The 24,357-nt window shown below is 68.5% G+C and carries 24 protein-coding genes; 13 read left to right on the top strand and 11 right to left on the bottom strand.

Annotated elements, in window-relative coordinates; translation table 11 throughout:
• Nucleotides 1-228 precede the first annotated feature (228 nt).
• A complete protein-coding gene (locus AP428_RS20700; RefSeq protein WP_006479115.1) occupies nt 229-711 on the top strand; it encodes an Lrp/AsnC family transcriptional regulator in 483 nt (160 codons plus the stop codon).
• Nucleotides 712-1,133: 422 nt separating this feature from the next.
• On the opposite strand, the gene AP428_RS35595 is transcribed toward AP428_RS20700, so the two are convergent.
• Together AP428_RS35595 and AP428_RS20695 are read right to left on the bottom strand one after the other, a co-directional pair.
• Entirely contained in the window at nt 1,134-1,277 is a 144-nt protein-coding gene (locus tag AP428_RS35595; RefSeq protein ID WP_227746104.1) for a hypothetical protein, read from the bottom strand.
• 232 nt (nt 1,278-1,509) lie between these two features.
• Nucleotides 1,510-3,165, bottom strand: coding sequence for an IclR family transcriptional regulator (locus AP428_RS20695; protein ID WP_011547781.1), 1,656 nt, complete (start codon nt 3,163-3,165; stop codon nt 1,510-1,512).
• Nucleotides 3,166-3,343: 178 nt separating this feature from the next.
• On the opposite strand from AP428_RS20695, the gene AP428_RS20690 reads away from it, so the two are divergent.
• Together AP428_RS20690 and AP428_RS20685 are read left to right on the top strand one after the other, a co-directional pair.
• Nucleotides 3,344-4,303 (top strand): MBL fold metallo-hydrolase, encoded by a 960-nt coding sequence (locus AP428_RS20690; protein ID WP_006482658.1) that lies wholly within the window; start codon nt 3,344-3,346, stop codon nt 4,301-4,303.
• Between the two features lie 186 nt (nt 4,304-4,489).
• Nucleotides 4,490-5,860, top strand: coding sequence for an MFS transporter (locus AP428_RS20685; RefSeq protein ID WP_054928357.1), 1,371 nt, complete (start codon nt 4,490-4,492; stop codon nt 5,858-5,860).
• Here the strand turns inward: AP428_RS20685 and AP428_RS20680 are convergent.
• Nucleotides 5,857-6,657 carry an SDR family oxidoreductase gene (locus tag AP428_RS20680; protein ID WP_041489484.1) on the bottom strand — a complete coding sequence of 267 codons (801 nt, stop codon included), beginning with the start codon at nt 6,655-6,657 and terminating at the stop codon, nt 5,857-5,859. The two genes, AP428_RS20685 and AP428_RS20680, sit on opposite strands and share 4 nt — an antisense overlap.
• Nucleotides 6,658-6,798: 141 nt before the next feature.
• Here AP428_RS20680 and AP428_RS20675 point away from each other — a divergent pair, with 141 nt between their 5' ends.
• Both AP428_RS20675 and AP428_RS20670 read left to right on the top strand, forming a co-directional pair.
• Nucleotides 6,799-7,764, top strand: coding sequence for a GlxA family transcriptional regulator (locus tag AP428_RS20675; protein WP_011547778.1), 966 nt, complete (start codon nt 6,799-6,801; stop codon nt 7,762-7,764).
• A 78-nt stretch (nt 7,765-7,842) separates the two neighbouring features.
• Nucleotides 7,843-8,991: an epoxide hydrolase family protein gene (locus tag AP428_RS20670; RefSeq protein ID WP_011547777.1), complete on the top strand. Its 1,149-nt coding sequence runs from the start codon at nt 7,843-7,845 to the stop codon at nt 8,989-8,991.
• A 107-nt stretch (nt 8,992-9,098) separates the two neighbouring features.
• On the opposite strand, the gene AP428_RS20665 is transcribed toward AP428_RS20670, so the two are convergent.
• Nucleotides 9,099-9,590 carry a 2,4'-dihydroxyacetophenone dioxygenase family protein gene (locus tag AP428_RS20665; protein ID WP_011547776.1) on the bottom strand — a complete coding sequence of 164 codons (492 nt, stop codon included), beginning with the start codon at nt 9,588-9,590 and terminating at the stop codon, nt 9,099-9,101.
• Nucleotides 9,591-9,740: 150 nt separating this feature from the next.
• Here AP428_RS20665 and AP428_RS20660 point away from each other — a divergent pair, with 150 nt between their 5' ends.
• Genes AP428_RS20660 through AP428_RS20650 form a run of 3 tightly spaced genes read left to right on the top strand, consistent with a single transcriptional unit; the run spans nt 9,741 to nt 11,840 of the window.
• Nucleotides 9,741-10,229, top strand: coding sequence for a MarR family winged helix-turn-helix transcriptional regulator (locus AP428_RS20660; RefSeq protein ID WP_011694727.1), 489 nt, complete (start codon nt 9,741-9,743; stop codon nt 10,227-10,229).
• A gap of 37 nt (nt 10,230-10,266) precedes the next feature.
• The gene (locus AP428_RS20655; RefSeq protein WP_011547774.1) at nt 10,267-10,602 is read left to right on the top strand and encodes a hypothetical protein; all 336 of its coding nucleotides are present in this window, start codon (nt 10,267-10,269) and stop codon (nt 10,600-10,602) included.
• Nucleotides 10,599-11,840, top strand: coding sequence for an MFS transporter (locus tag AP428_RS20650; RefSeq protein ID WP_011547773.1), 1,242 nt, complete (start codon nt 10,599-10,601; stop codon nt 11,838-11,840). Before AP428_RS20655 ends, AP428_RS20650 begins: the two co-directional genes overlap by 4 nt.
• A 24-nt stretch (nt 11,841-11,864) precedes the next feature.
• Here the strand turns inward: AP428_RS20650 and AP428_RS20645 are convergent, their stop codons facing one another.
• Entirely contained in the window at nt 11,865-12,815 is a 951-nt protein-coding gene (locus AP428_RS20645; RefSeq protein ID WP_011547772.1) for a LysR family transcriptional regulator, read from the bottom strand.
• A 105-nt stretch (nt 12,816-12,920) separates the two neighbouring features.
• On the opposite strand from AP428_RS20645, the gene AP428_RS20640 reads away from it, so the two are divergent.
• Nucleotides 12,921-14,276 (top strand): aspartate aminotransferase family protein, encoded by a 1,356-nt coding sequence (locus AP428_RS20640; protein WP_011547771.1) that lies wholly within the window; start codon nt 12,921-12,923, stop codon nt 14,274-14,276.
• A gap of 50 nt (nt 14,277-14,326) precedes the next feature.
• Entirely contained in the window at nt 14,327-15,844 is a 1,518-nt protein-coding gene (locus tag AP428_RS20635) for a CoA-acylating methylmalonate-semialdehyde dehydrogenase (protein WP_011694729.1), read from the top strand.
• 126 nt (nt 15,845-15,970) lie between these two features.
• Here AP428_RS20635 and AP428_RS20630 read toward each other — a convergent pair whose 3' ends face one another.
• The 4 genes from AP428_RS20630 to AP428_RS20615 form a co-directional block, all read right to left on the bottom strand.
• Nucleotides 15,971-16,345 (bottom strand): hypothetical protein, encoded by a 375-nt coding sequence (locus AP428_RS20630; protein ID WP_006479101.1) that lies wholly within the window; start codon nt 16,343-16,345, stop codon nt 15,971-15,973.
• 281 nt (nt 16,346-16,626) lie between these two features.
• Nucleotides 16,627-17,559: a DMT family transporter gene (locus AP428_RS20625; protein WP_011694730.1), complete on the bottom strand. Its 933-nt coding sequence runs from the start codon at nt 17,557-17,559 to the stop codon at nt 16,627-16,629.
• A gap of 127 nt (nt 17,560-17,686) precedes the next feature.
• Nucleotides 17,687-18,619, bottom strand: coding sequence for an AEC family transporter (locus AP428_RS20620; RefSeq protein ID WP_196222401.1), 933 nt, complete (start codon nt 18,617-18,619; stop codon nt 17,687-17,689).
• Between the two features lie 173 nt (nt 18,620-18,792).
• Complete coding sequence (locus AP428_RS20615) at nt 18,793-19,677, bottom strand: LysR family transcriptional regulator (protein ID WP_041489394.1); 885 nt, start codon at nt 19,675-19,677, stop codon at nt 18,793-18,795.
• Between the two features lie 375 nt (nt 19,678-20,052).
• Between AP428_RS20615 and AP428_RS20610 the strand changes: the two genes are divergently transcribed.
• The gene (locus AP428_RS20610) at nt 20,053-20,430 is read left to right on the top strand and encodes a nuclear transport factor 2 family protein (protein WP_006482852.1); all 378 of its coding nucleotides are present in this window, start codon (nt 20,053-20,055) and stop codon (nt 20,428-20,430) included.
• A gap of 24 nt (nt 20,431-20,454) precedes the next feature.
• On the opposite strand, the gene AP428_RS20605 is transcribed toward AP428_RS20610, so the two are convergent.
• A complete protein-coding gene (locus AP428_RS20605) occupies nt 20,455-21,255 on the bottom strand; it encodes a helix-turn-helix transcriptional regulator (RefSeq protein WP_011547767.1) in 801 nt (266 codons plus the stop codon).
• Between the two features lie 132 nt (nt 21,256-21,387).
• On the opposite strand from AP428_RS20605, the gene AP428_RS20600 reads away from it, so the two are divergent.
• Together AP428_RS20600 and AP428_RS20595 are read left to right on the top strand one after the other, a co-directional pair.
• Nucleotides 21,388-22,794 (top strand): APC family permease, encoded by a 1,407-nt coding sequence (locus AP428_RS20600; RefSeq protein WP_011547766.1) that lies wholly within the window; start codon nt 21,388-21,390, stop codon nt 22,792-22,794.
• Between the two features lie 63 nt (nt 22,795-22,857).
• Complete coding sequence (locus AP428_RS20595; protein ID WP_011547765.1) at nt 22,858-23,967, top strand: P1 family peptidase; 1,110 nt, start codon at nt 22,858-22,860, stop codon at nt 23,965-23,967.
• A 156-nt stretch (nt 23,968-24,123) separates the two neighbouring features.
• On the opposite strand, the gene AP428_RS20590 is transcribed toward AP428_RS20595, so the two are convergent.
• A complete protein-coding gene (locus AP428_RS20590) occupies nt 24,124-24,336 on the bottom strand; it encodes a hypothetical protein (protein ID WP_011547764.1) in 213 nt (70 codons plus the stop codon).
• Nucleotides 24,337-24,357 lie beyond the last annotated feature (21 nt).

Raw genomic sequence — 24,357 nt, 5'->3', positions numbered from 1 at the left:
GTGCGGGCGGCGGGGAATCGCATGTCTGCCGGCCGGCACCGCAACTCGTGATTGCGGCCGTGCGTTCCGTTGCGAGGGGGGGTCGCGGGGAGCGTGCCGGGCAGCAGGCATGGAGAAAATGTATCAAGCGGCCCGGTTAAAAGGCTTCCTGTTTTCCAGTGAAACGGCCCTGAAACCGGAATCCTGTTCAGATAGAATGCCGATTTTCAGTAGAAGATTCTTCTCGCCATGGCTACCCGTGAACGCACGCCCAAAACGCTCGACAATCAGGACCGCAAGATCCTGGGTGCATTGCAGAAAAATGCGCGTCTGTCGAACGCCGAACTGGCCGAACAGATCGGCATGTCGACCACCGCCTGCTGGAACCGCACGCGGCAACTCGAACTCGACGGCTACATCGACGGCTATGTCGCGCTGGTCAACCAGCGCAAGCTCGGCTACGCGGACATCGTGATCCTCGAAGTCACGCTCGATCGCCATGAAGACGACGCACTGGCGCGCTTCGGCGCCGAACTGGCGGCGCTGCCGGAGGTGCTCGAGGCGTATCTGGTGTCGGGCGAGTACGACTACTGGATCAAGGTCGCGGTGGACGGCACGGCCGGCTACGAACGCTTCCTGCGCGAAAAGCTGTACCGGATCTCGAGCATCCGCCACAGCCGTTCGATGTTCGCGCTGCGGTGCATGAAGGATGTGCCTTCGATTCAGGTGTGACGGGGAGAGACGAGGAGCGCGGCCGGCGTTGAAACGGCAGTGCGTGCGATGTGGCGCGGGTGCGGAGGCAACCGGTGAACGGCCGGCACGGAAGGCTCGCCAGGGAAACGGCCCGCGGGCACACAAAAACGGATGAATCTTCCGTCGGCGATGGCCGGGCGTAATCGCGCGCTGGCCGGAAATGGCTGCATGCCCAGACAACCTGACTGATAGCCATCCGCGCCAATACGCATGAATTGGCGCCAGTATCGGCCTGAAACACGGCGTCGAGACGATCTTGAAACGCTCGCCACGCAGCGAGGGTATTCGGCCGGGACGAGCCCGGCTTCTTGCTCTCTGACCGGCGCGACCGCCCGGTGCCCGGCGCAATAGCCGCTGTCGGCGCGCGTCAGGACAAGGGGATCAGGCGGCCGGCAGTCCGCTCAGCGCGGCAGGCGCGCGTGTGCTTCAGCGATGACTTCGCAGTTCTCGAGGTGCAGTGCCCAGGCTTCCGCCAGCAGCTCGCCAACACGTGCGAGCCAGCCAGTGGATTGGGTGGAACGATCGGAGAAATTAGACGTTTGCATGACGAAGCCCCATAGAGGTGGCGAGTTAGGGATAACCCTAATCATAGCGAAACGACCTCGCCTTGTGAAATGCGATTTCGTTATATGAGAATTACTGACAATTTATGTTGCTGCTGCGCAACATGAATATTGGTCGCCCGGGCGGGTCGGATAGACGTGACGAGGCCGTGCCGGCGCGGCCTCGCGGGCAGAAAGAAAGGGATTCGAACGTACGTTGGGGAAAAGGGCGCGATTAGCGGCCGATCCACCCGAAGCGCCACGACAGCCGCCGCGTCGCGGCCCGCAGCGTCTGCGCCAGCTCGCTGTCGGGCCCGCGCGGGAAGCCGCGCGACGAACCGATGATCGCGATCACGAGCCGGATGCTGCCGGTGTGATCGAACACGGGCGCGGCAATCGTCCCGATGCCGGGCACCGGCGCGTCGAACGCGAAATCGAGCTCGTCCGCGCGGATCGCCGCGAGCCGTGAGCGGAAGGCCGCGTCGTCCGGTGCGACGGGCGCGCCGGCGAGGCGCACCGGCTCGTTGGCGAGCAAGTCGGCCAGCACGTCGTCGGACATGCCGGACGCGAAAATCCGGCCGATCGCCGTATTGACGAGCGACATCACGGTGCCGACCTGCAGGCTCACGTGCTGCGGCCGCGCCGATTCCTCGAGCCGGATCACGGTCGGCCCGAGCGGGCCGAGCGTCGCGGCGGCCACGCTCATGTCGGTCGCGCCGGCGAGCGCGACGATCTCGGCTTCCGCGTCGCGCGTCGGCGACACGCGCTGCATCGCGATCAGGCCGAGCGCCTGCGCGAGCGGCCCGCCGTCGAAGCAGCCGGCGTCGTCGCGGCTCAGCAGGCCGATCTTCTGCAGGCTGACCAGATGCGGAAACGCCTTCGCGGCGGGCATGCCGGCCGCCGTCGCGAGATCGCGCAGCGGCAGCGCGCGGCCCGCCGACACCAGCGCGAGCAGCAGGTCGCCGGTGCTGTCGAGTGCATTGATGCCGCGCTGCGTTTTCGCGTCGTCGGCCAGCGCGGGTGGTACGCGCGCGACGCCCGGCGCCACCGCCGGCGCGGGCGCCGGTTCCGCATGCGCCGTGCCGAGCGACGCGGTGGCCTGCCGCGCCGCGCCGCGCAATGCCGCCGCGATCGGGCCGTCCCAGTCGACATCGATCGATCCCGTCGAACCGATCACCGTCAACGCGAGCTGCAGGCGCCCGTGCGGATCGAGCACGGGCACGCACATCCCGCTGACGCCCGGGCTCGGCCGGTCGATGCTGCGTTCGATGCCGCGTGCGCGGATCGCATCGAGTTCGACGGGTTGCGCATCGGCGTCCGGCGCGGCCGGCTCGCTTTCGGCGCCGGCAAGCGTCTCGCCCGCACCCGCCTGGCTGGCCGCCATCGCATCGAGTTGCGCGGCGTCGCCGAACGCCCGGAACACGCGGCCGGTCGCCGTGGTGTCGAGCGACATCACCGACCCGACGTGCAGGTTCACGTGCAACGGATAGCCGCCGTGTTCGATGCGCACGATCGTCGGGCCGAGCACGCCCGGCACCGACAGCGCGACGCTCAGCCCGACCGTTTCCGCGAGCCGCACCGCATGCGGCAGCGTCGCCCGGTAGGCCGGCTGGCGCTCGATCGACATCAGCCCGAGCCGCAGCGACAGCGGGCCCGGCTCGTAGTTGCCGGTGAGCGCGTCGCGCTTCACGAGCGCGAGCCGCGTCAGGCTCACGAGATAGGTGTGCGCCTGCGCGGTGGAGAGATCGGCCGCCGCGGCCAGCTCCGACAGCCCGAGCGGCTTGCGCCGGCGCGCGAGCGCGTCGAGCAGCCGGCCGCCGACCTCGACACTCTGGATGCCGCGCTGCGCCTTGGGCGGCGCATCGTCCGCGCTGACTTCGTGGTTCTGCACGCGATGATTCTTCCGTTGACGAAACCCCGCATGGTATCCGACGCCATTTTCAGCGCCAGCCCACAGGTTTACCCGTATTGGACAATAGCAAGCGCATTTGTCATTGACAAATATTCGACGCAGGCCGATGATCCGCTCACTCCCCCTCAACACATGGCTCGCAGCCACGGAACGCACAATGGCCAAAGCATTCGCCTCCCAAGCCGATCTGGAAGAGAAGAAAGTCACCTGGACGAAGCTGTCCGAGAACGCGTACGCGTACACAGCCGAAGGCGACCCGAACTCGGGCGTGATCATCGGCGACGACAGCGTGCTGATCGTCGACACGACCGCGACGCCCGCGATGGCGCAGGACCTGATCGCGAAGATCCGCAGCGTCACCGACAAGCCGATCAAGCACGTGGTGCTGTCGCACTATCACGCGGTGCGCGTGCTCGGCGCGTCCGCGTACTTCGACGAAGGCGCGCAGCACGTGATCGCGAGCCGCGGCACCTACGAGATGATCGTCGAGCGCGGTGAGGCCGACATGAAGTCGGAGATCGAGCGCTTCCCGCGCCTGTTCGCCGGCGTCGAGACGGTGCCTGGCCTGACCTGGCCGACGCTCGTGTTCGAGCGCGAGATCACGCTGTTCCTCGGCAAGCTCGAAGTGAAGATCATGCATGTCGGCTCGGGCCATACGAAGGGCGACACGATCGTGTGGCTGCCGTCGCAGAAGGTGCTGTTCTCGGGCGACCTCGTCGAATACGACGCCGCGTGCTATTGCGGCGACGCGCAGCTCGAACAGTGGCCGGCCACGCTCGAGGCGTTGCGCGCGCTCGGCGCCGAGAAGCTCGTGCCGGGCCGCGGCCCCGCGCTGCTGAATCCTGCCGAAGTGAACAAGGGCCTCGACTACACGAAGGATTTCGTCACGACGCTGCTCGCGCAGGGCCGCAAGGCCGTCGAGCGCAATCTCGACCTGAAGGCCGCGATGGCGCTCACGCGCGAAGCGATGGACCCGAAGTTCGGCCACGTGTTCATCTACGAGCACTGCTTGCCGTTCGACGTGTCGCGCGCGTTCGACGAAGCGAGCGGCATCGCGCATCCGCGCATCTGGACCGCGCAGCGCGACAAGGACATGTGGGCCGCGCTGCAGGACTGAGCGGCCCACGGCGGCGGGGCGGCGCTTACATGATCGCCTTGCCGTTTCCCTGAGGGTCGCGGCATTCGCGGCGGCATCGCGCCGCGGTGCCGGCGACCGTATCCGGTCTCACAAGAAAGCAGGGCGCATGCACGCCCTCGGAGACTGCCGCGCGCTCGACATCGCGCGGCCCGTTTGGAGAGAGACATGCCCCAATCGCTTCCCGCCGAAGCGACGCTTGCGCACGCGAGCGCGTCGGCGCCGACTTCCGCATCCGCATTCAGCGACGCGCTGCTGTTCCGCAAGATCGCGTGGCGGATCGTCCCGTTCCTGTTCCTCTGCTACGTCGTGTCGTTCCTCGACCGCATCAACATCGGCTTCGCGCAGTTGCAGATGAAGCACGATCTCGGCTTCAGCGATGCGATGTACGGCCTCGGCGCCGCGGTGTTCTACGTCGGCTACGTGTGCTGCGAAGTGCCGAGCAACATGCTGCTCGCGCGGTTCGGCGCACGCCGCACGTTCACGCGGATCATGCTGCTGTGGGGCCTCGCGTCGACCGGGATGACGTTCGTGTCGCAGCCGTCGCATTTCTACGTGCTGCGCTTCCTGCTCGGCGTGTTCGAGGCCGGCTTCTTCCCCGGCATCGTGCTGTACCTGACCTACTGGTTCCCCGCGAACCGGCGCGCGGCGGCGATCTCGGTGTTCTTCGCGGGCGTCGCGGTGGCCGGTGTGCTCGGCGGCTTGTTGTCCGGCTGGATCATGCGCGACATGAGCGGCGTGCTCGGGCTGCACGGCTGGCAGTGGATGTTCGCGATCGAAGGGGCGCCGGCGATTCTGCTCGCGTTCGCCGCGTTCTCGTTCCTCGTCGACCGGCCGCAGGACGCCGCGTGGCTCACGTCCGACGAAAAGGCGCGCGTCGCCGCGCTGTGCGCCGACGGCCGCGCACCCGGCAATGCGCATGACGGACGCAGCGTGATGGCCGCGCTCGCGAACCCGCGCGTGTACCTGTTCGCGTTCATCTATTTCTCGCTGACTTGCGCGTCGCTGACGCTGAACTTCTGGATGCCGCTGATGATCCGCGACTTCGGCGTGACCGACGTCGTCGCCGTGAGCCTCTACACGGTCGTGCCGAATGCGGTGGGCGCGGTGGGGCTGGTGCTGATCGCACGCCGCTCGGACCGCACCGGCGAGCGCCGCAAGCACTTCGCGTGCTGCACGATCGGCGGCGGGCTTGCGCTCGCGGCGCTGACGCTGCACCTGCACAGCTTCGCGGCGATGCTCGCGTGCCTGTCGATAGCGGCGACGCTGATCTTCGCGGCGCTGCCGATCTTCTGGGCCGTGCCGACCCGCTACCTGTCCGGCAACGCGGCCGCGGCCGGGATCGCGTTGATCAGCAGCATCGGGATCACGAGCGGCATCGTCAGCCCGTGGGTGATCGGGATGATCCGCACGCGCACGGGCAGCATGGATCTCGCCGTCTATCTGCTCGCCGCGCTGCTGGTGGCGAGCGGGGTGGCGCTGATGGTCGGCGTGAAGGGCGAAGGCGCGCGGCGCGGCGCGGCCTCCGCCGGCAACTAGCGCGCCGTGGTGTAGCGCGGTGCCGGCGTATTGGCCGACAAATGCGGCGCCATCGTGCGGCGCGCGGCCTCGTATGCCTCCCATTCGTCGCCCGCGTGCAGCGACGGGATCGTCACGAGCTCGCCGCGCTCGAACCCGACCAGCGCCGCATCGACCATGTCCGGCGCCGTCATCACGATTTCCTTCGGCAGGTGCTCGAGCGGCAGGCCGCCCGTCTGCCAGAACTCGGTGGCCGTCGCGCCGGGCAGCACGGCCTGCACCTGCACGCCCTTGTCGGCGAGCTCGTGATGCAGCGACTGGCTGAACGCGAGCACGAACGCCTTGCTGCCGCCGTACACGCCGTTCAGCGTTTCCGGCGAGATCGCGACGATCGACGCAATGTTGATCACCGCGCCGCGGCCGCGTGCGACGAAGCCGGGCACGGCCGCATAGGTCAGGCGCGTGAGCGCGGTCACGTTCAGCTCGATCATCCGCGTCATCGCGTCGACGTCGCTGTCGAGCAGCGGCGCATGCGTGCCGATGCCCGCGTTGTTCACGAGCAGCGTGATGCTCGCGTCCTGTTTCAGCTTGGCTTCGACGGCGGCGAGCGCCGCGCGGTCGTTGAGGTCCGCGTCGACGATCTCGACGCTGCGCTGCGTGTCGTTCGTGATGCGCTCGGCGAGGGCGCTCAGCCGGTCGCGATTGCGTGCGACCAGGATCAGGTCGTAGCCGCGGCGCGCGAGGCGGTCCGCGTAGACGGCGCCGATGCCCGACGATGCGCCGGTAATGAGGGCGGTACCGCGATGTGCTTGCGTCATGATGTGCTCCGTTTCGATGAGGATGGCCGGATGGCGTGAAGGCATTCTGGCCTCGAAGCGCGGCGACAGAAATGACGTAGATGGGTATGATTCCGGACATCGGGCCCATCGGCCCAATCGGCACGGAAGCGGAGAACGCACATGCACCGAATCGGCTTTCTGATCAGCGATGGCTTCCAGATCATGGCGCTCGCCGCGCAGTCGGTGTTCGAGTACGCGAACATGGGGATGGACGCGCCGTTCTACGCGATGGACAACTATTCGGTCGACGGCGGCGACGTGCGCTCGTCGCTCGGGCTGCCGGTCGCCACGCGCGCGCTGCGCGGCCGCCTCGGCGTCGACACGTGGATCGTCGCGGGCGTCAACGATCCGCTCGCCGCGCCGGCGCCGGCCGGCGTGGTCGCCTACCTGCGCCGCGCGAACGGGCGGGCGCGGCGGATCGCCGGCATCTGCACGGGCGCGTTCGTGCTGGCCGAGGCCGGGCTGCTCGCGCAGCGTCGCGCGACCACGCACTGGGCGTTCGGCCGCGACATGCAGCGGCACTACCCGGAGATTCGCGTCGAGGACGACCGGATCTTCATCGTCGACGGCCCGATCTGGACGTCGGCCGGCATGACGGCCGGCCTCGATCTCGCGCTCGCGATGGTGGAAAAGGATCTCGGCGCCGACGTCGCGCGGTCGGTCGCGCGCAAGCTGGTGATGCACCAGCGCCGCGCCGGCGGCCAGTCGCAGCATTCGGAAATGCTCGATCTCGCGCCGAAATCCGACCGGATTCAGAACGCGCTCAATTACGCGCGGCAGCATCTCGGCCGCGCGCTGACCGTCGAGGCGCTGGCCGAGGCCGTGCACCTGAGCCCGCGCCAGTTCAGCCGCGTGTTTACGCTCGAAACCGGGCAGTCGCCGGCGAAGGCGATCGAGCGGCTGCGGCTCGAAGCGGCGCGGCTGATGATCGAACAGAGCCGCCATCCGCTCGACGTGATCGCAAGGGAGAACGGTTTTCGCGATCGCCGGCACATGCGCGAGGCGTTCGTGCGCGGGTTCGGCGTGCCGCCGCAGGCGTTGCGGCGCGACGCACGGACGGAAGCTGACGCGCGCGAAACGGGCTGACGCGCGCGACCGCCTGCCGCCAGCGCGGGGCGGAAAAATCGCGCAGAATCTCGTCGACATGTTTCGCGAGGAGACACGATGCACGCCGAACCGTTCGACATTGCGATATCCGATCAAGCGCTCGACGATTTGCGGCGGCGCGTGCGCGACACCCGCCCGCCCAACCTGACACCCGCCGAGCCGTGGCAGCAGGGCGTCGACGGCGCGTGGCTGCGCGAACTGGCCGCGTACTGGGCCGGCGGCTTCGATTGGCGCGCGGCGGAACGTGCGCTGAACCGGCTGCCGCAGTTCATCGCGGACGTCGGCGGCCGGCGCGTGCATTTCGTGCATCGGCGCGGCACCGGCCCGAAACCCTATCCGCTCGTCGTCACGCACGGCTGGCCGGGTTCCGCATTCGAATTCCATGCACTGATCGATCGCCTGTGCGATCCGGCCGCGTTCGGCGGCGATCCGGACGACGCCTTCGACATCGTCGCGCCGTCGCTGCCCGGCTTCCTGTTTTCTCCCGCGCCGGCGGCGCCCGGCACGTCGGCGCTTCAGGTCGCCGACTGCTGGGCGGCATTGATGGCCGGCCTGGGCTACCCGCGGTTCGGCGCACAGGGCGGCGATCTGGGCGCGGGCGTGTCGGTCGCGCTCGGCGCTCGGCATGAGGGCGTGGTCGACGGCATCCATCTGAACTACCTGCCCGGTAGCTACGACCCGCCGATCGACGCGGCGCGGCCGCTGACCGACGACGAGCAGGCGTTCCTGAAGCAGCGCGGCGAGTGGGCGGCGCTCGAAGGCGGGTACGCGTACGTCCACATGACGAAGCCGCAGACGCTGGCCATCGCGCTCAACGATTCGCCGCTCGGGCTGGCCGCGTGGATCGGCGAGAAATTCCGTGCGTGGAGCGATTGCGACGGCGACGTCGCGCGCCGTTTTTCGCACGACACGCTGCTGACGGGCATCTCGCTCTACTGGTTTACCGGCTGCATCGGCTCGTCGATGCAGATGTACTGGGAGAACCGGCTGCAGCCGATGCGGTTTGCGCCCGGGCAACGCCTGGCGGTGCCCGTCGGCTTCGCGCGCTTTCCGAAGGAAATCAGCCGCCCGCCGTGCAGTTGGCTCGAACGCGTATTCGACGTGGTGCAGTGGACTGACATGCCGAGCGGCGGCCATTTCGCGGCGATGGAGGAGCCGGACTTGCTGGCCGACGATATTCGGCGGTTTTTCAGGCGTTTCCGATAACCGGCGGGCAAGCCTGGCGGCGGAAACGAATACTGGAGGACGCTCGCGCGTGACGGGATGGACGGGCGCGGCACGATGCGCGTCGCGTCGCCTGTCTTGCCGCGTAGTTACCGCGTAACGAACGCCGTGGCCGCATCCGGCGCCGTACGCGCATGCTTGCGCTGGCGCAGCAGCGCGACGCGGCAGTTCTCGCGCGCCGTTTCGCGGCCGTCGTCGTCGAGCAGCACGAGGTCGCCGCGCATCACGTTCAGCGTGATCACATCCTCGCCCGGCGCGCCGAGCGTTTCCGGCGTATGTACCGAGCCGGCCGGTTCGAGCACCGTCGAACCGGCGTGCGCGACCCAGTCGTATTCGCGGTAGCGCCACGCACCCTGCAGCGTATGGACGAATACCTCGCCATCGTGACGATGGCGCGGCAGCATGCCGCCGGCCGGCATCTTCAGCAGCGCGGTCAGCGTGTCCTCGGCCGCGTTGATGTGCAGGTACTTGATCGCGAGCCCCGGCAGGTCGGCGCTCATCGGCAGCCACGGCAGCGCGTCGCCGGGCAGGCACGAGATCGGCGGCAGGTCGATGGAGAGCGGGGCGGACGGCTGCGTCATGGCGGAAGGCGGTGCGGAAACGGGAAGCCCGCATTATCGCAGAGCCGGAATGCGCGGCCGAACGGGGCGCGGCGTCGTGCCGAAAGCACACGTGGCCGCCCGATCCTTACACGATGAAATATACAGTCAAACTGTACAGTTTGACTGTCGATGTGCTATCTTGGATTCATGAACTCGCCATCGTCTTCCCCCGACACCCTCCCGCTGGCCGGTCTCGCCGGCGAACTCCGCATCTCGGTCGGCAAGCTGATGCGGCGGATGCGGGAGCAGACCCATCCGAACGACCTCACGTCCTCGCAGAAATCGGTGCTGCTGCGGCTCGATCGCGACGGTCCGGCGACCGTGTCGGCGCTGGCGCGCGCCGAAAGCGTGCGCCCGCAGTCGATGCGGGTGACGGTCGCCACGCTCGAGGCGCTCGGCGCGGTCGCCGGCGCGCCCGATCCCACCGATGGCCGGCAGACGCTGATCGCGCTCACGCCCGGTTTCCGCAAGGTGCTGCAAGCCAATCGCGCGGCCAAGGACGACTGGCTCTTTCGCGCGCTGCACGCGCAACTGTCGGCGGCGGAGCAGGCCGAGCTCGCGGCGGCCGTGAAGCTGCTGCAGCGGCTCGCCGAATTCGAGGACCCGGCGCGTTCGTGAACCGCTCCGGCCCGCTAGCCAAAAGGACAACCCGCAAATGAACCTCCTGCACCTCGTGTCGTACTTCTTCGGCGGCGCGTTTCTCGCGAACGCCGTGCCGCATCTCGTCAGCGGGCTGCGTGGCGAGCCGTTCCAGACGCCGTTCGCGAATCCGCCCGGCCGCGGGTTGTCGTCGTCCACCGTGAACGTGCTGTGGGGCGTCGTGAATCTCGTGATTGCCTATGCGCTCATGCGCCGGGCCGGCGATTTCGACCTGAAGGTCACGGCCGACGCGGCGGCGTTCGGCCTCGGCATCCTCGCGCTCGGCCTGTTCCTCGCGCGGCATTTCGGCGCACTGCACGGCGGCAACGAGCCCGACCGGGAGCGGCCGTGAGCGTGCCGGCAGCGGGCGTGTTCCGCTCGCTTCGCAGCTTCAACTACCGCGTATGGGCGATCGGCTCGCTGGTGTCGAACATCGGTACGTGGATCCAGCGCACCGCGCAGGACTGGCTCGTCCTGACGCAGCTCACGCATCACGACGCATCGGCCGTCGGCACGGTGATGGCGCTGCAGTTCGGGCCGCAACTGCTGCTGTTGCCGTGGACCGGCTACGCGGCCGACCGCTTCGACCAGCGCAAGCTGCTGATGGCGACGCAGGCGCTGATGGGGGCGCTGGCGCTCGTGCTCGGCGTGCTGACGGTCACCGGTGCGGTGCGGCTCGAGCACGTGTATGTATTCGCGTTCCTGTTCGGCTGCGCGTCGGCGTTCGACGCGCCGGTGCGGCAGACTTTCGTCGCGGAACTGGTCGGCGACCGCGAACTCGCGAACGCAGTCGCGCTCAACTCGACGTCGTTCAATGCCGCGCGGATGGTCGGCCCGGCGGCGGCCGGCTTCCTGATCGCATCGGTCGGCACCGGCTGGGCGTTTCTCGCGAACGGTCTCAGCTTCTTCGCGGTGCTGGCGTCGCTGTCGCGGCTTCGGGAGGACGAACTGCGCACCAATGTGCGGGCAAGCCGCTCGCGCGGCAGCCTGCTCGACGGATTCCGTTACGTGTGGCGCCGGCCGGACCTCACAGCCATCCTCGTGATGCTGTTCCTGATCGGCACGTTCGGGCTGAATTTCCAGTTGTTCATTTCGACGATGGCCGCCAGCGTGTTTCACGTCGATGCGCGTGGGTTCGGTTTCCTGTCGTCGATGATGGCGGTCGGCACGATCTCGGGCGCGCTGCTCGCCGCGCGCCGCGAGCAGCCGCGTTTCCGTCATCTGTGGATCGGCGCGGCGCTGTTCGGGCTCGGCTGCACGTTCGCCGCGCTGGCGCCCGGCTACTGGTCGTTCGCCGCCGCGCTGGTGCTGACCGGCGTCGCCGCGATCACCTTCATGAACTCGACCAACAGCCTGATGCAGCTTTCCACCGAGCCGGCGATGCGCGGCCGCGTGATGGCGCTGCGTCTCGCGGTCGCATTGGGCGGCACGCCGATCGGCGCGCCGGTGGCCGGCTGGGTCGCGAACCATCTCGGCCCGCGCTGGGCGCTCGGCCTCGGCGCGGCGTCCGGCTTTGCCGCGGCGCTCGTCGCGACCCATTTCGTCACGCGCAAGCGAGCGCAGCCCCGCGCATCCGACGACGGGGCCTGAACGAACCCGAACCGGAAGCCGCCGCTATGCCGCCGGCAGCGCCCCCGCATGCGCGGCTTCGAGGCACGACTGGAACAGCAGCGCGGCCCGCGACGGGCGCGGCGAGCGCCGCAGCAGGCTCACGAACCGGCACCGGTAATTGAACCGGTGCGGTGCGATCGGCTGCATCAGCCCCTTGTTTTCGAAACTCTCCGCGTAGTGATCGGGCAGGAAGCCGAGATAGCGGCCCGACAGAATCAGCGTCGCGATCGATTCCTGGTCCGACGCGGTCGCGCTGCGCGTGAGCTTCGCGCGATGGCTCAGCTCCATGTTCGGCGAATGGAAGCCGAGCCCGGCGAACGCGTGGTTGCGGACCGTCGTCCACGTGAGCTTGCCGTGCGGCGCGTCGAACAGCGGATGCTGGCGGCCGCAGTAGAGCAGCATCCGTTCGTCGAACAGCGCCGAATACACGAGGCTGCCCGAGTTGCGGTGCGCGGGAATGATCCCGACCTGGTAGCTGCCGTCGATCACGCCGCGCTCGACCTCGTTGATCGACGCGACGTGCAGGTTCAGCGCGACGGCGGGCGCTTCGTCCGCGAATTGGCGGATCGCGTCGCCCAGGCGCGCATGCGGGTTGGTGGCCGTCTTGTCGAATACGGCGATGTGAAGTTCTCCGCCCATCGTGTCGTGAATGCCGTCGATCCTGCTGCGAAATGCTTCCATCGACGCGAGCAGTCGCAGCGTCTCCTCGTACACCGTCTGCCCCTCGGGCGTCAGCGTGAAGCCCGCGCGGCCGCGCCGGCACAGCACGAGGCCAAGTCGCGTTTCGAGATCCTTCACGTGCCGGCTGATCGTCGAGATGCCGATATTCAGTTCCAGTTCGGCCGCCGCCATCCCGCCGCACTGCACGACGCCCTTGAAGACCCGCAGCAGGCGCAGATCCATGTCGCTGAGCTGCCCGAGCAGCGCGCGGCTCTTCGGTTTCTTTGCTTGCATATTTGAGCAAGTGAACATTGATATTGCGATATTCAAAAGACTAATTGGCGTCCCGACAATGCGCAACATCAACCCGAGGAGGAGGGGCGCGCCGCGCCGACCGACATGACCGACATCACCACCGCCCAGCACGACGACACGAACCTCCGCACCGACGCCGCATGGCTCGATGCGCACTGGATGCCGTTCACCGCCAACCGCCAGTTCAAGGCCGATCCGCGGCTGATCGTGTCCGGCAAGGGCGCGTACTACACCGACGCCGAAGGCCGCAAGATCTTCGACGGCCTGTCGGGCCTCTGGTGCACGGGCCTCGGTCACGGCCGCACGGAAATCGTCGAAGCCGTGAGCCGCCAGGTCGCGCAGCTCGACTACGCGCCGGCGTTCCAGTTCGGCCATCCGAAATCGTTCGAGCTCGCCAACAAGATCAAGGAACTGACGCCGGCCGGCCTCGACTACGTGTTCTTCACGGGCTCGGGCTCGGAAGCGGCCGACACGTCGCTGAAGCTGGCCCGTGCGTACTGGCGCGCGAAAGGCAAGGGCACCAAGACGCGCCTGATCGGCCGCGAGAAGGGGTATCACGGCGTGAACTTCGGCGGCATCTCGGTCGGCGGGATCGGGCCGAACCGCAAGCTGTTCGGGCAGGGCCTCGACGCCGATTTCCTGCCGCATACGCAACTGGCCGAGAACAAGTTCTCGCGCGGCATGCCCGAGCACGGCGCCGAGCTGGCCGACCGCCTGCTGGAACTGATCGCGCTGCACGACGCGTCGAACATCGCAGCCGTGATCGTCGAGCCGTTCTCCGGCTCGGCGGGCGTCGTCGTGCCGCCGAAGGGCTACCTGAAGCGCCTGCGCGACATCTGTACCGCGCACGACATCCTGCTGATCTTCGACGAGGTCATCACGGGCTTCGGCCGGGCCGGCGCGATGACGGGCGCCGACGCATTCGGCGTGGTGCCGGACATCATGAACTTCGCGAAGCAGGTGACGAACGGCGTGCAGCCGCTCGGCGGCGTGATCGCGACGAAGGAGATCTACGACACGTTCATGGCCGCGGGCGGCCCCGAGTACATGCTCGAGTTCCCGCACGGCTACACGTATTCGGCGCATCCGGTCGCGTGCGCGGCCGGCGTCGCGGCGCTCGACCTGCTGGTGAAGGAAGACGCGGTGGCCCGCGTGCGCGATCTCGCGCCGCATTTCGAAGCGGCCGTGCACGGGCTGAAGGGGCAGCGCCACGTCGCGGACATCCGCAACTACGGGCTGGCGGCCGGCCTGACGATCGCCGCCTTGCCGGGCGAGCCGGCACGGCGCCCGTACGAGATCGCGATGCGCTGCTGGGCGAAGGGCTTCTACGTGCGCTACGGCGGCGATACGATCCAGCTCGCGCCGCCGTTCATCGCCGAGAAGCGCGAGATCGACAACCTGGTCAACGCGCTCTCCGACGCACTGAACGAAGTGGATTGAGCGATCGCTCGTCCTCACGCGACAACCGAATTCAGGAAAGAGCCCCAGACATGAAACACGACAGCAATGTGACCTCCACCGTCGGCCACCTGATCGACGGCAAGCGCGTCGACGGCGGCAGCCGCGTCCAGCCGGTGTTCGACCCGGCGACGGGCGAATCGCGCAAGAGCGTGGCGCTCGCCGACAAGCTGACCGTCGAAGCCGCGATCGCATTCGCGCAAGCCGCGTTTCCGGCATGGCGCAACACGCCGCCGCTGAAGCGCGCCCGCGTGATGAGCCGCTTCAAGACGCTGCTGGAAGAGCACGCCGACGAGCTGTGCGCGCTGATCACCGCCGAGCACGGCAAGGTGCTCGCCGATGCGATGGGCGAACTGCAGCGCGGGATCGAGAACGTCGAATACGCGACCTACGTGCCCGAGTTGCTGAAAGGCGAGCACAGCAAGAACGTCGGCCCTGCGATCGATTCGTGGAGCGAGTTCCAGGCGCTCGGCGTCGCGGCCGGCATCACGCCGTTCAACTTCCCGGTGATGGTGCCGCTGTGGATGTGGCCGATGGCCGTCGCGTGCGGCAACACGTTCGTGCTGAAGCCATCCGAGCGCACGCCGTCGTCGACGCTGCGCATGGCCGAACTCGCGCTCGAGGCCGGCCTGCCGCCGGGCGTGCTGAACGTCGTGAACGGCGACAAGGAAGCGGTCGACACGATCCTCACCGATCCGCGCGTGAAGGCCGTGAGCTTCGTCGGCTCGACGCCGATCGCCGAATACATCTACTCGACCGGCTGCGCGCACGGCAAGCGCGTGCAGGCGCTCGGCGGCGCGAAGAACTTCGCGGTCGTGATGCCGGATGCCGATATCCCCAACGCGGTGAACGCGCTGATGGGCGCCGCATACGGCTCCTGCGGCGAGCGCTGCATGGCGATTCCGCTGGTCGTCGCGATCGGTGACGAAACGGGCGACCAGGTCGTCGCGGGGCTGAAGGCCGAGATCGAGAAGATGAAGGTCGGCCCGGGCAACGGCGCGGGCGTCGACATGGGCCCGCTCGTCACGCAGCAGCATTTCGAGAAGGTGACGGGTTTCGTCGAAGCGGGCGTGGCAGCGGGCGCGACGCTCGTCGTCGACGGTCGCGGCGTGAAGGTCGACGGCCACGACGGCGGTTACTACCTCGGGCCGTGCCTGTTCGACAACGTGAAGCCCGGCATGCCGATCTACCAGCACGAGATCTTCGGGCCGGTGCTCGGCGTGATTCGCCTGAAATCGCTCGACGAGGCGATGGCGCTGATCGATGCGCACGAATACGGCAACGGCACCTGCCTGTTCACGCGCGACGGCGAGGCCGCGCGCTACTTCAGCGACAACATCCAGATCGGCATGGTCGGCATCAACGTGCCGCTGCCGGTGCCGGTCGCGTACCACTCGTTCGGCGGCTGGAAGCGTTCGCTGTTCGGCGACCTGCACGCATACGGCCCGGACGCCGTGCGGTTCTACACGAAGCGCAAGACGATCACGCAGCGCTGGCCGTCGGCCGGTGTGCGCGAAGGGACGGTGTTCAGCTTCCCGTCGAACCGCTGAGTGGAAGCGCGCACCGGCTGCATACGGCCGGTGCGACGTGCGGAACTGCCGAGGCCCGCCCCGATCAATGATCGGGGCGGGCTTTTTACGTGCTGGCGAAATGCACGGAACGCGGCGAAAGCAGGCTTACGGGGCGACCACGTGCCACACGTTCTTGAAGTTGTCGCCGTTGCGCTCGCCCTGTTTCATGTCCTTCGAGAAGAAGTACAGCGGCTTGCCCTTGTACGCCCATTGCGGGCTGCCGTCGTCGCGCTTGACGATCGTGTAGGGCCCGACCGGTACGTCGGTCGCGCTGGCCTTGTACGGTGGCCAGAGGGTTTCGCATGGGCCTGTGCAGGCGCTGGTGCCGGCGTTGGGCTTGTCCTTGTCGAATGCGTAGACGGTCATGCCGTTGGCGGCGACGAGCGCGCCGTTCTCGACTTTCGTGATCGAACCTTGGGCCGAGGCCGAGGCGGACGCCATGGCGAGCAGGACGGAGCTGACGAGCAGCGCAGCTTTCATGTGTGCCTCCTGGTAGTCGGTGGGCGGGCGCGATCGCGTGCACGGGCGAGCGTGCGCGACGACCGCGGTGAATGGCGCCGGAACGCAAGGCCGTTGCCGCGGCGGGCGACGCACGGTCGAACGGCGGCAAACGGGGGCGCTTCATTCACGATAGGCGGTTTTTGGCGGGGCTGCGAGAAGATCGGGGGCGTATCGGCCCGACGTATGCAGCACGCAACGGCATGGCGGGCGCCTGCATCCGTATTCGGCATCCGTCCCCGAACGCGGCGCACGCCGACGCATCAGCGGTTCGCGCGATTGGTCAGTGCGACGCCCGCGATCACGAGTGCGCCGCCGGCCAGCATCGACGGCGACAGCGGCTCGCCGAGCAGCACGACCGACAGCAGCACGCCGAACACCGGCACCAGGTTGGTGAACACGGCCGCGCGGGCCGGCCCGAGGAGGCGGATGCCCTGCGAATACCAGACGAACGCGATCACCGTGCCGACGGCGCCGAGATAGAGCATCGATGCGACGGCCTGCCACGTCAGCGGCGTGCCGCCAGTCGCCGTCGCGTCGAACAGGTGCGTGACGAGCAGCAGCGCGAGGCCCCAGAGCGCCGCGTACGTGGTGGCCGCGAGCGGCGACAGCCCGTCGAGCGCGCGCCGGCCGATCACGGTGTAGGCCGCCCAGCTCAGCACCGCGCACAGCATGAAGCGTTCGCCGGCGCCGAACGTATTGCCGAGATCGGTCAGCACGCGCAGCCAATCGCCGCGGCTGATCACGATCAGCGCGCCGCACAGCGCGACCGCGATGCCGGCCCAACGCGACAGCGACAGGCGTTCGCGCACGACGACCGACAGCAGCACGGCGGTGGCGACCGGATTCAGTGCGACGAACAGCGCGGTGCGCCCGGCCGGCATCCGCGCGAGCGCCGCGAAAAAACACACGTTGTACAGGAAGATGCCGGTCGCGCCGAGGCCGAACGTCGTCACGATCTGGCGTCCGCTGAGTGTCGGCAGCCCGCCTTCGACCTGCCAGGTCAGCACGACCAGCAGCAGCGCGGCGATCGCGAAGCGTCCGGTGGCCGCCGAGGTCGCGGACATCGTCGCGGCGAGGATCCGGCCTGCGATGAAGGTCCCGCCCCAGAACAGCGCGACGAGCGTGAGCTTCACGTAGATGGCCGCGTGCGGCCGGGGGGCGACGACGCTGGCGGGCGGGGCGGGAGCATTCATGTGGCGTGCAATCTCGAAAGGAAGCGTGTGCCGCGAGGCGTGCGTGGCCGCGCGCGGCTAAACGATGCCGAACCGCGCGATGGCCGGCCTGCGGGCCGATTCAGTGAAGGGGGCTGGGCGGGCGTCGTCAGCGGAACGCGGGCGCCGACGCGAGCGCGGTGAGCACGGCCGGCATCGCGAGCGCGGCGGCGATCGTCTGGAACGCGGTGATGCCGGCCATCAGCGGCGCGTCGCCGCCGAGCTGGCGCGCCATGATGTACGACGCCGACGAGGTCGGCAGCGCCTGGAACAGCAGCGCGACGGTCAGCGCCGCATCGCCGAGCCCGAACAGCCGGCCGGCCGCGAGCGTGATGAGCGGCATCGCCACGAACTTGAACGCCGATGCGACGCACACCGGCTGCCACCATGCGCGGGCCGCATCGAATGTCAGCGCCGCGCCCACGCACAGCAGGCCGAGCGGCATCGACGCGGCGCCGAGCGCCCGCACGGCCGGCTCGACGGCGGCCGGAAACGCCACGCCGCCGGCCTGCATCGCCATCCCGAGCGCGCAGGCGACGACGAGCGGATTCGACAGGATCTGCCGCACGAGCGCCGCCGCGCCGAGCCGCGTGTCGCCGTAGCGCGCGAAGACCAGCACGCACATCAGGTTGACGGTCGGCACGATCGCCGCGACGCAGACGGCCGCGAGTGCAATGCCCTTCGCACCGAACAGCCCGGCGGCGAGCGCGGTGCCGACATAGTTGTTGAAACGCACGGCGCCCTGGAACACCGACGTGAACCCGGCGCCGTCGACCCGCACGAACCGGCGGACCAGCAGAAGAAGCGCCGCGGCGAATGCGGTCGAACCGACCAGCGCCGCCGCGAGCGGTAAAACGGGCAACGATTGCAGCCGCGCATTCGCGAGGCCGTCCGCGAACAGCGCGGGCAGCAGCACGTAGTAGCAGAGCCGCTCGGCGTGCGGCCAGAACGCTGCGGCGATGAAGCCGGTGCGCCGCAGGCCATGACCGAACGCGACCAGCAGCGCGACCGGCGCGAGCGCGAGCAGGATCGGGCCGATCATCGGCGCGCCTTCATGCGGGTCGTGCCGGAGCGCCGGCGCGGCCGGCAGGCAACGCAGCGGAACGACGCGGGAATCCATCCGGCGGGCGACATGGCGACATGCAATCGAAAGAATGACGATGCCGCCAAGTTAACACGCGCAAGCAACGGGAATAATGGTGAATTATCGGGTGTTCAATGAGAAATTCTCATCGATGACGCGGTCACTTCGGCGGCCAGCGCGCGGGCGAAACGTTCGGCCGGACGCGACTGGTGTTCGAGCAGCACGACCGCGCGGCCCATCTGCGGCTGGCCGAACGGCAAGCGCGTGACCGGCGGCAGGCGCGCGAGCGTCGCGTCGGGGAGCGCGACGATCGCCGCACCGAGCCCGCGCGCCACCATGCGCGCGATCGTTTCCGCGCTGTCCAGCACCATCTCCTCGCGCACCCGCACGCCGATGCGGCGCAGCTCGGCGGCGATCATCCGGCCGGCCCACGCCTGCGCGTCGAAGCGGATGAACGGCAGCGCATCGAGCAGCGCGCCCGCGTCGCGTTCCGCATGACCGGGCGGCGCGAGCAGCCAGAAGCGATCCTCGTACAGCGTGGTCCACGTCAGTTCCGCCGGATGCGGGCGCACCGGGCGCGTCGTGATCGCCGCGTCGAGCTCGCCGGCCGCAACGCGGTTCGCGAGTTCCACCGACATGCCGGCCGACACGTGCACGCGCAACGACGGATGCGCGGCACGCAGCGCGAGCAGCGCGTCGGGCAGCGGGCCGGACAACGCGGTCTGGATCGCGCCGATCCGCAGCCGGCCGACCAGCTTCTTCTCGTCGCTGAGCGCATCGGGAATCTGGTCGACCATCGCGAGCACCTGCTTGGCCTGCGCGAGCAGGATGTTGCCGGCTTCGGTGAGCACCGGCTGCCGGCGCGAACGGTCGAACAACTGCACGTTGTATTCGCTTTCGAGCGTCTTGATCTGCAGGCTCACCGCCGATTGGGTGAGGCCGATGGCTTCGCCGGCGCGCGCGAAGGTCCGGTAGCGGGCGATGGCGACGAGCGTTCTGAAGGCGCGGAGTGACATGGGCTCGGTGAGATGGGCGAACGGGGCCGGCACGCGGATTGCTCGACGATGCCGGCGGCGCAGTGGCGGCATGCCGCTCGGGGTGTCGACGACCGCCGAAGCGGACGGCTGGCGCCGACACGCTGGCGGACATCATGCCCGTGCGTGCGGAAACGGGCAACCGACGCGCGCCCCGGTCTGCGCCGAAAGGCGCGGTGCGGGACGGCCGGATCGGCCGGTGCGTGCTTTCATGCATGGCGTCGTGCTGGACATGCACGTCTGTCCGCGCACGCGTGAGCGGCCGTGGCCGTGCGTGCCGCCCGCTTCCGTTTCATCGATGCGCCGGGGCGACGCGAGCCGTTGCGGTCACCCCGACCCTTCGCGGAGGTAACGACGATGCCAGACGATCCCGGTGAAGTCGCGCGTGCGAGCTATCGCGCGTATGTCGACAAGAACCGCGACGCGATCGAAGCGCTGATCGCGCCGGACTTCCATTTCACGAGCCCGCTCGACAACCGGCTCGACCGCGACGCGTATCTGGCGCGCTGCTGGCCGAACAGCGCGATGCTCGCAGGATTCGAGTTCGTCGACGTGGCGGTGCACGGCGAATACGTGTTCGTCGTGTACGAAGCCGTCACGACCGCCGGACGGCGGTTTCGCAACGCCGAGCGATTGCGCGTACGCGACGGCCGGATCGTCGAGGCCGAGGTGTATTTCGGCTGGTACGTGCCGCACCAGGCGCCCGATGGCGGGTTCATCGAGGCGGGCGGGTGAAGGCAGTCGCGTGCATCGGCGCACTCATCCCGCCGCGTCTTCCCCCAACGCCTGGATGAACCGCGAAAACAGCTCGGGCTGCGACGAAATCCCGAGCTTTGCGTACAAATGCCGCCGATGCACCTTCACCGTTTCCGGTGAAATCGCGAGCCGCTCGGCAATCGCCTTCGACGAATTGCCGCGCAGCACCATCCGCGCGATCGACATCTCGCGGTCGGTCAGCACGCCCGCGCCGAAGCGGGCGAGCGCCTGTTCGACGCGCGTACCGAGATCGGCGTCGGGCGCCGCACGTCCGGCGTCGCCCACCAGCCTCCAGTGCTGCCGAATCACCGCGAGCACCCACGGCATCGCGGCCGTCAGCTTGCCGAGCGGTTCGACGTCGAAGCGCGTCGACGCACCGAGCGACAGCGACAGCAGCGTGTCGGCATTCGGCCGCACGAGAATCTGGATCTCGTCGTCGCCGACCGCGTCGCGGAAATAGCTCAGGAAATACTCGCTCTGCCGGAACAGGTCGGGCGCGACTTCCTCGAGCCGGTAGCAGCCGTCGGCGAGCCCGTCGTGCGCGGCCTGCAGGAACGGATCGAGCAGATATAACCCATTCAGGTAAAGCGGCACGGGCGACGCGGCGTCGGTGCCGCCCGTGTCGTATTCGTCGAGCACGAGCGGTACGCCGTCGCTGCCGATCGCGGTCGCCAGCGCGTTGTCGAACGGCGCCATTTCATTGAGCAGCAGCACCAGGAATCGCCAGAAGCGCGGCTGGCCGAGATGATCGATTGCGCGGCCAAGCGCCTGGTGCATCGCGATTTCGGAAAAGAGACGATCCATACCACCACCGGAAGGGCGTAACACGAAGGGGGAATAGCGGTCCTGAAATTGGCTTCCTAGACTGCCACGCAATCAATCGGGCCCGAGTATGGGCGTTCAAAAACAGGTGGCATAGGAGCACAGGAGAACGAAATGGCGATGATGTCGGAATCGACGGGCAGCCTGCAAGCGGCGCCTGCAACGGAAGACGCGCCGCGCGCGCTGTCGCAGACGCTCAGCGTGCGCGATGCGGTGATGATCACCGTATCGGGCGTGACGCCGGCCAGCTCGATCTTCGTGATCGCGCCGTTCGCGATCCAGCAGGCCGGCAGCGGCGCCGTGCTGTCGTTCGTGCTCGGCGGCGTGCTCGCGCTGGCGTTCGCGCTCTGCTATGCGGAACTCAGCGCCGCGCATCGCAGCGCGGGCGGCGAATACGTGATGGCCAAGCGCGTGTTCGGCACGCTGCCCGGCTACCTGACCTTCATCACGGTGCTGTCGGTCAGCGTGTTCATCCCCGCCGTGCTCGCGAGCGGCGCCGCGCCGTACCTGAACAACGCGCTCGGCACGCACTTCAGCAACCAGTCGGTCGCGCTGACGATCGTGCTGCTCAGCTATCTGCTCGGCATGCTGAACATCAAGACGAACGCCTGGATCACCGGCGCGTTCCTGGTCGTCGAAATCGGCGTGTTGATGCTGATCGCGGGGCTCGGCTTCGGGTCGCCGCATCGCGGCGCCGAAGTGCTGATCGCCCCGGTCGTCGCAAGCGGCAATGCGCTCGTGCCGGCGACGCTCGCGGCCATCGTGCCCGCCATCGGCACCGCGATCTTCTGCTACAACGGCTTCGGCTCGGCCGCGTATCTCGCGGAAGACCTGTGCGGCGGCAACCGCAACGTCGCGAAGGCGGTGATCTATTCGCTGCTCGTGATCCTCGTCGTCGAACTGGTGCCGCTCACCGCGATCGTGCTGGGTGCGCCGTCGCTGACGGAGCTGACCAAAAGCGCCGATCCGATCGGCTATGTCGTGCGCTCGCTGAGCAATCCGGCCGTGTCGCGCGTGGTCAGCGGCGGGATCTTCCTGTCGGTGTTCAACGCGATCATCGCGATCGTGATCACGATGGGCCGCCTGCTGTACAGCAGCGGCCGGCATGCGCTCTGGTCGCGCACCTGCAACCGCGCGTTCTCGACGATCCACCCGCGCCTCGAATCGCCGTGGCTGGCGACGCTCGCGCTCGCGATACCGTCGGCCGGGCTCGTGTTCGTGTCGAGCCTCGACGAACTCACCGCGTTCACGGTCGACCTGCTGCTGCTGATTTATCTGGTCGTCGGGCTGGCCGCGCTCGCGAGCCGGTTCGTGCGCCGCGACGTCGAGCATCACTACCGGATGCCGCTGTGGCCCGTGACGCCGCTCGTCGCGGTGGCGGGCGCCGCGTACACGCTTTACACGACGCTGGCGACTGCGACGAAACCGACCGACCTGATCATCATCGCGGGGCTGCTGGTCGCGGCGCTCGTGATGTACGTGGCCTGGGCGCGCCACAGCGAAGCATTCCGCGCGCTCTGAGCGCCGGATCGATACAGTGCACCACCGACACACGAACCATCGAAAGACTGGAGGAATTGCATCATGCGCACGAGGGATCTCGGCATCCGCATCGGCCTCGGCACGCCGGGCCGCTTCAACGCGATCACGGACGTACCGGGCGTGCGGGTCGGGCACTGCACGCTGAACGTCGAGAACGGCGACGCATCGATCCGCACCGGCGTCACCGTGATCGAGCCGCGCGCGGGCGCCGCGCACGATTCGCCGTGCTTCGCGGGCGTGCACGTGCTGAACGGCAACGGCGACGCGACCGGGCTCGAATGGATTCGCGAAGCGGGCCTGCTGACGACGCCGATCGCCTATACGAACACCCACAGCGTCGGCGCGGTGCGCGACGCGCTCGTCGCGAACGAACGCGAAGCGGCGGCCGGCCGCGTGTACTGGTGCATGCCGGTCGTGATGGAAACCTACGACGGACTGCTGAACGACATCTGGGGGCAGCACGTGAGCGCCGCGCACGTGCAGCGCGCGCTGGCCGCCGCGCAGTCGGGGCCGGTTGCCGAAGGCGGCGTGGGCGGCGGCACCGGCATGATCTGCCACGAGTTCAAGGGCGGCATCGGCACCGCGTCGCGCGTGCTGGCGGACGATGCGGGCGGCTGGACCGTCGGCGCGCTCGTGCAGGCGAACTACGGTGTGCGCGAAATGCTGCGCGTGGCCGGCTACCCGGTCGGCGAAGTGCTGCGGCATGTGCATTCGCCGTTCCGCGAAGCCGACGCGAAAGGCGAAGCCGGCATGGGTTCGATCGTCGTCACGATCGCGACTGACGCACCGTTGCTGCCGCATCAATGCACGCGTCTCGCGCAGCGCGCGAGCGTCGGGCTGGCCCGCGTCGGCGGCGGCACCGAGGATTCGAGCGGCGACATCTTTCTCGCGTTCGCCACCGGCAACGCCGGCTTGCCGGCGGTGAACTACGGCAGCAAGGGCGCGCCGACCACCGGCGTGCAAATGGTCAACAACGACCATATTTCCGCGCTGTTCGTCGCGGCGGCGGAAGCGGTGGAGGAGGCGATCGTGAATGCGCTGGTCGCGGGCGGCGACGTCGCATCGCGCGGGGCGCGGGTCGAAGGGCTCGGGCAGGCGCGCTTGCTGGATGCGTTGCGCGAAGTGGGTTGGCGGCCGGGGCGCGGCGCCTGAAACGGCAAGCGCCGCTTCAATCGAAGCGGCGTGGGGCGGGGCGGCGATGCGGCGATCGGCCGGACCGCCGTCCGCCCGCGCCTGTCACGCGTGCGGTGCGGGCCGTGGGGGCCGTGGGGGCGATATGGGCCGGGCCGTGACGACGCGGCGTCATGCTCAGCTGCCGAAGTAGATGTTGCAGAAGCTGACGGGGCCGACGCAGGCGTTCGGGTCTTCCTGCTTCGATTGCGCACGATCGACGCGGCCGGCGGCCTGGATCGCTTCGGTGCGGTTCGCCTGTTGCGGTGCGGCGTCTGCCGGCGCCGGCTGCGCGTGAGCGACGGCAGCGGTGAGCGACAGGGCAACGAGGGCGAGGTGCAGCGGCTTCATTTTGTTTCTCCTGGGTGAGTG

It is taken from the genome of Burkholderia sp. E168m22 (genome assembly GCF_001319805.1).
GTDB lineage: Bacteria > Pseudomonadota > Gammaproteobacteria > Burkholderiales > Burkholderiaceae > Burkholderia > Burkholderia orbicola.
This window is presented reverse-complemented; position numbering and strand designations above follow the sequence as displayed.

What these genes read in the sequence shown, in the direction of transcription:
- AP428_RS20700 (WP_006479115.1), top strand. Translation starts at nt 229, where the DNA reads ATGGCTACCCGTGAACGCACGCCCAAAACGCTCGACAATCAGGACCGC.
- AP428_RS35595 (WP_227746104.1), bottom strand. Translation starts at nt 1,277, where the DNA reads ATGCAAACGTCTAATTTCTCCGATCGTTCCACCCAATCCACTGGCTGG.
- AP428_RS20690 (WP_006482658.1), top strand. Translation starts at nt 3,344, where the DNA reads ATGGCCAAAGCATTCGCCTCCCAAGCCGATCTGGAAGAGAAGAAAGTC.
- AP428_RS20685 (WP_054928357.1), top strand. Translation starts at nt 4,490, where the DNA reads ATGCCCCAATCGCTTCCCGCCGAAGCGACGCTTGCGCACGCGAGCGCG.
- AP428_RS20680 (WP_041489484.1), bottom strand. Translation starts at nt 6,657, where the DNA reads ATGACGCAAGCACATCGCGGTACCGCCCTCATTACCGGCGCATCGTCG.
- AP428_RS20675 (WP_011547778.1), top strand. Translation starts at nt 6,799, where the DNA reads ATGCACCGAATCGGCTTTCTGATCAGCGATGGCTTCCAGATCATGGCG.
- AP428_RS20670 (WP_011547777.1), top strand. Translation starts at nt 7,843, where the DNA reads ATGCACGCCGAACCGTTCGACATTGCGATATCCGATCAAGCGCTCGAC.
- AP428_RS20665 (WP_011547776.1), bottom strand. Translation starts at nt 9,590, where the DNA reads ATGACGCAGCCGTCCGCCCCGCTCTCCATCGACCTGCCGCCGATCTCG.
- AP428_RS20660 (WP_011694727.1), top strand. Translation starts at nt 9,741, where the DNA reads ATGTGCTATCTTGGATTCATGAACTCGCCATCGTCTTCCCCCGACACC.
- AP428_RS20655 (WP_011547774.1), top strand. Translation starts at nt 10,267, where the DNA reads ATGAACCTCCTGCACCTCGTGTCGTACTTCTTCGGCGGCGCGTTTCTC.
- AP428_RS20645 (WP_011547772.1), bottom strand. Translation starts at nt 12,815, where the DNA reads ATGCAAGCAAAGAAACCGAAGAGCCGCGCGCTGCTCGGGCAGCTCAGC.
- AP428_RS20640 (WP_011547771.1), top strand. Translation starts at nt 12,921, where the DNA reads ATGACCGACATCACCACCGCCCAGCACGACGACACGAACCTCCGCACC.
- AP428_RS20635 (WP_011694729.1), top strand. Translation starts at nt 14,327, where the DNA reads ATGAAACACGACAGCAATGTGACCTCCACCGTCGGCCACCTGATCGAC.
- AP428_RS20630 (WP_006479101.1), bottom strand. Translation starts at nt 16,345, where the DNA reads ATGAAAGCTGCGCTGCTCGTCAGCTCCGTCCTGCTCGCCATGGCGTCC.
- AP428_RS20625 (WP_011694730.1), bottom strand. Translation starts at nt 17,559, where the DNA reads ATGAATGCTCCCGCCCCGCCCGCCAGCGTCGTCGCCCCCCGGCCGCAC.
- AP428_RS20620 (WP_196222401.1), bottom strand. Translation starts at nt 18,619, where the DNA reads ATGATCGGCCCGATCCTGCTCGCGCTCGCGCCGGTCGCGCTGCTGGTC.
- AP428_RS20615 (WP_041489394.1), bottom strand. Translation starts at nt 19,677, where the DNA reads ATGTCACTCCGCGCCTTCAGAACGCTCGTCGCCATCGCCCGCTACCGG.
- AP428_RS20610 (WP_006482852.1), top strand. Translation starts at nt 20,053, where the DNA reads ATGCCAGACGATCCCGGTGAAGTCGCGCGTGCGAGCTATCGCGCGTAT.
- AP428_RS20605 (WP_011547767.1), bottom strand. Translation starts at nt 21,255, where the DNA reads ATGGATCGTCTCTTTTCCGAAATCGCGATGCACCAGGCGCTTGGCCGC.
- AP428_RS20600 (WP_011547766.1), top strand. Translation starts at nt 21,388, where the DNA reads ATGGCGATGATGTCGGAATCGACGGGCAGCCTGCAAGCGGCGCCTGCA.
- AP428_RS20595 (WP_011547765.1), top strand. Translation starts at nt 22,858, where the DNA reads ATGCGCACGAGGGATCTCGGCATCCGCATCGGCCTCGGCACGCCGGGC.
- AP428_RS20590 (WP_011547764.1), bottom strand. Translation starts at nt 24,336, where the DNA reads ATGAAGCCGCTGCACCTCGCCCTCGTTGCCCTGTCGCTCACCGCTGCC.